General features: G+C 63.9%; 4 protein-coding genes and 1 tRNA gene. 2 read left to right on the top strand and 3 right to left on the bottom strand.

Features of this window, described 5'->3' with window-relative positions; genetic code table 11:
• Nucleotides 1-42 precede the first annotated feature (42 nt).
• The 3 genes from ABY454_RS12090 to ABY454_RS12080 form a co-directional block, all read right to left on the bottom strand.
• A tRNA-Val gene (locus ABY454_RS12090) sits at nt 43-118 on the bottom strand.
• A gap of 172 nt (nt 119-290) precedes the next feature.
• Complete coding sequence (locus ABY454_RS12085) at nt 291-608, bottom strand: hypothetical protein (RefSeq protein ID WP_372930995.1); 318 nt, start codon at nt 606-608, stop codon at nt 291-293.
• Between the two features lie 76 nt (nt 609-684).
• On the bottom strand, nt 685-1404 hold the full coding sequence (locus ABY454_RS12080) for an HAD-IA family hydrolase (RefSeq protein ID WP_372930993.1): 720 nt from the start codon (nt 1402-1404) through the stop codon (nt 685-687).
• A gap of 59 nt (nt 1405-1463) precedes the next feature.
• Between ABY454_RS12080 and ABY454_RS12075 the strand changes: the two genes are divergently transcribed.
• The gene (locus tag ABY454_RS12075) at nt 1464-2912 is read left to right on the top strand and encodes an NAD-dependent succinate-semialdehyde dehydrogenase (RefSeq protein WP_372930991.1); all 1449 of its coding nucleotides are present in this window, start codon (nt 1464-1466) and stop codon (nt 2910-2912) included.
• A complete protein-coding gene (gene rpiA / locus ABY454_RS12070; RefSeq protein WP_372930990.1) occupies nt 2912-3631 on the top strand; it encodes a ribose-5-phosphate isomerase RpiA in 720 nt (239 codons plus the stop codon). Before ABY454_RS12075 ends, rpiA begins: the two co-directional genes overlap by 1 nt.
• Nucleotides 3632-3722 lie beyond the last annotated feature (91 nt).

Raw genomic sequence — 3722 nt, 5'->3', positions numbered from 1 at the left:
CGCTTGCTGAGCTATTTTTTTGTTCTATTTTAAGAGCTTGAATGGTGGGCGGTACTGGACTTGAACCAGTGACCCCTGCGATGTGAACACAGTGCTCTACCAGCTGAGCTAACCGCCCGTTGTCGCGTGAATTCCTCGCGCAGCCTTGGCCCGAAGGTCTTGCGGCGCGGCTGGAGCGTGGGATTTAGCGATTGGCCCTAAGGGAAGTCAAGGCAGCAGAGGGAAGTCAAGGCAGCAGAGGGAAGTCAAGGCAGCCGCGCCTTGAGACGCTGCCTGATTTGAGAACTTGGCTACTGAGCCGCCGGAGCCGGCTGAGCCGCTGGAGCTTCCGCAGCCGGCTTCGCCGACGAGGCGACCAATTTCTTGACCTTGGCGATGGACTTCTTCGCCTTCTTATATTCCCCCTCGGTACACGCTGCGTCGGCCTCGTCCAGCAGCATGTTGACGTCCTCGACGTCGCCCTCGCTGAGAGCTTTGGCTTCGAACCGCTCGTCGACCAGGGCCTCGGCTTTCGCGAGCTGGTCCATGCAGGCTTGCTCGTCGTCGGCAAGGGCGCCGCCGCTCATGAGCAGTATCAGGCAGGCGCTGGTCACGATGCGTGTACGCATTCCTGTCTCTCCTTGGCGCAAGGCTTACGACGCCGAAACTGAAGGCGAGGTCTGGCGCGAGTGTGGCACGCGCCGATCAACGGCCCGAATAGGACGGTGTGCTGGCCTTGTCTGTCAAGGGGGTCAGCAGCTCTAGGGCGTTTTCCTCCAGCGCGTCGAAATGCCCGATGACCGCGTCAGGCTGGGGCCCCTCGGGCGGTGGGGGGCAATAGCCGAAGTCCACGAGGATCGAGGGGACGGATGCGCCGCGCGCCGCCTGGATGTCCACCGCACTGTCGCCGATCATGACGGCGCGGGACGGATCGCCGTCGGTCAGCGCGATGGCGCCCAACAGATGGCCTGGATCGGGCTTTGATACCTCGAACGTGTCGCGCCCGGCGATGCCCCCGAAAAAGTATTCGATTTCCAAGGCTTGCAGGAGTAGGCGGGTCAGGTGTTCGCGCTTGTTGGTGCAGACGGCGAGCTTGGCACCGGCCGCGGTAAGCCGTTCCAGGACTGCGATGGCGCCTGGAAAAGGGCGGCTCTCCGCGGCGATGTTGGCCTCGTAGTGGACGAGAAAATCCGCCAGCATGGCCTCGACGTCCTCTTCCGCCGCGGTGAAGGCGAGGGCCCGTTCGATCATGACCCGGGCGCCACGGCCGACGGCCGCCCGCACGCTAGCGGCAGGTAGGGGCTCACGGCCACGTGCCATAAGGGCATGATTCAGCGCGTTGGTGAGATCGGGCGCGGTATCGATCAGCGTGCCGTCGATGTCGAAGACGATGGTGGCCCCGTTCAGCATGCGCCTCTGTCCCATGGGGCCCGCGGCCTGGCAACCTCTTGCGGCTTGACTGGTGGCGGCGTAGAGAGCGGGCCATGCAGCAGAGAACGTTCGACATCCTCAAGGAGCGTTGCCTGATCGACGGGAATTGGGTCGGCACGCCCGCGCACGAGGTGATCAATCCCGCGACCGGCGATTGCGTAGGCCAGGTCCCATCTCTGGGCCAAGCGGAAACGCGTGCAGGCATCGAGGCGGCGCATGCGGCGTTTCCCGCTTGGAGCGGCATGTTGGCCAAGGAACGCGGCGCCATCTTGCGGCGCTGGTACGAGCTTCAGCGCGATCACAGGGAAGAGCTGGCGCAGCTCATGACCGCGGAGCAGGGAAAGCCGCTCGCCGAAGCGCGGTCCGAAGTGGACTACGGCGCGTCCTTCACCGAGCTCTATTCGGAGGAGGCGAAACGCATCCTTGGCGAGATCATTCCAACGCCAAAGAAAAGCGGCCGCATGCTCGTGCTGCGGCAGCCGGTTGGTGTCGTGGCGGCGATTACACCTTGGAATTTTCCGTACGCCATGGTCACGCGCAAGGTTTCGCCGGCGCTCGCGGCGGGGTGCACGGTGGTGTTGAAGCCGGCGCCGGAGACGCCGCTCAGCGCACTTGCGCTTGCCGGGCTCGCCGAACGCGCAGGAATTCCGCCCGGCGTGTTCAATGTCGTGACCGGCGATGCGGAAACAATTGGCGGGGAGATGACGGCGAACCCCCTAGTACGGCTGATCACGTTCACCGGATCGACCGAGGTGGGGAAGCTCCTGATGCGGCAGTCGGCGGATACCGTGAAGAAACTTTCGCTCGAGCTCGGTGGCAATGCGCCCTTCATCGCGTTCGACGACGCTGATGTGGACGCGGCCGTCGAGGGCGCTTTGGCGTCCAAATACCGAAACTCGGGTCAAACGTGCGTGTGCGCCAACCGCATCTTGGTGCAAGACGGCATCTACGACCGCTTCGCCGAGGCACTGGCGGCGGCGGCCACAAATCTCAAACTGGGTGCCGGCCATGAGGACGGCGTTACGCAAGGCCCGCTCATCAACGATGCGGCGGTCGCGAAGGTCGAAGCGCATGTGGCGGATGCTGTAGCCAAAGGCGCCAAAGTGCTCATGGGCGGCAAGCGGCACGTTTTGGGGCGGACGTTCTATGAGCCGACGGTGCTGGCCGAGGTGACCCCTGAGATGCAAATCGCCCAAGAAGAGACGTTCGGCCCTGTCGCCCCGCTATTCCGATTCAAAGACGAAGATGACGCCATCGCGTTGGCCAACGGGACGCCGTACGGGCTTGCTGCGTATTTCTTCACGCGCAACCTTTCACGCGCTTGGCGGGTGGCCGAGGCGCTCGAATATGGCATGATCGGCGTCAACGAAGGCATCATCTCATCGGAGCTGGCGCCGTTCGGCGGCGTGAAGGAGTCGGGCCAAGGCCGCGAAGGCTCCCATCATGGCATCGAAGAATTTTTGGAGCTGAAATACGTCATGATGGGAGGGCTCGAAGGCTAATGGCGGACAGCGCGGCGAAGGTCGACGAATTCAAAGCCAATGCGGCGAAGGCCGCCATCGAATTGGTCAAGCCTGGCATGCGGCTCGGGTTGGGCACGGGCTCGACCGCCTACCACTTCGTTGAGGCGGTCGGCGGGCTTGTGCGCAACGGCCTTGAGGTCATCTGCGTGCCCACGTCCGAGGCCACGCACGCGCACGCCGAAAAGCTTGGCATTCCGCTGTCGTCTCTCGACGAGACCCCGCAGCTCGACCTCACCGTCGATGGCGCCGACGAGATCGACGACCAACTCCGTCTGATCAAAGGCGGAGGGGGCGCGCTTCTGCGCGAGAAGATCGTGGCGACGGCGTCGGATCGTATGGTGGTGATTGCCGACGACAGCAAGGTTTCGAAGACGCTCGGGTCGCACCCGCTGCCTATCGAAGTGGTGCGGTTCGGTTTGCGGGCAACCATGCGGCTGATCGAGGCTTTGGCGGCCGAGGCCGGCTGCGAGGGCGAGATCCGGCTTCGGCCGGGGCAGGGCGATGCGCCGTATGTCACCGATCAAGGAAACCTCATCGTCGATTGCGCCTTCCACAAGATTCCCGAGCCCGAAGTATTGGCCTTCGCAATGAAGCGGGTTCCCGGCGTCGTCGAACATGGCTTGTTCTTGGGGCTGGCCGACATCGCGATCATTGGCGGTGCCGATGGGGTCCAAGCGATCCACCATCCGGGAGCATGAGGCGATCCGTGTCTGAGTACGATTACGACCTCTTCGTTATTGGCGCCGGATCGGGCGGCGTGCGGGCCGCGCGGCTCGCCGCGGCGCTCGG

Source organism: Methyloceanibacter sp. (genome assembly GCF_041573655.1).
Taxonomy (GTDB): Bacteria; Pseudomonadota; Alphaproteobacteria; order Rhizobiales; family Methyloligellaceae; genus Methyloceanibacter.
The sequence above is the reverse complement of the archived record's forward strand: the minus strand, read 5'-3'. Positions and strand labels throughout refer to the sequence as shown.

Coding starts and splice junctions, on each gene's coding strand:
- ABY454_RS12085 (WP_372930995.1), bottom strand. CDS start 608: ATGCGTACACGCATCGTGACCAGCGCCTGCCTGATACTGCTCATGAGC.
- ABY454_RS12080 (WP_372930993.1), bottom strand. CDS start 1,404: ATGGGACAGAGGCGCATGCTGAACGGGGCCACCATCGTCTTCGACATC.
- ABY454_RS12075 (WP_372930991.1), top strand. CDS start 1,464: ATGCAGCAGAGAACGTTCGACATCCTCAAGGAGCGTTGCCTGATCGAC.
- rpiA (WP_372930990.1), top strand. CDS start 2,912: ATGGCGGACAGCGCGGCGAAGGTCGACGAATTCAAAGCCAATGCGGCG.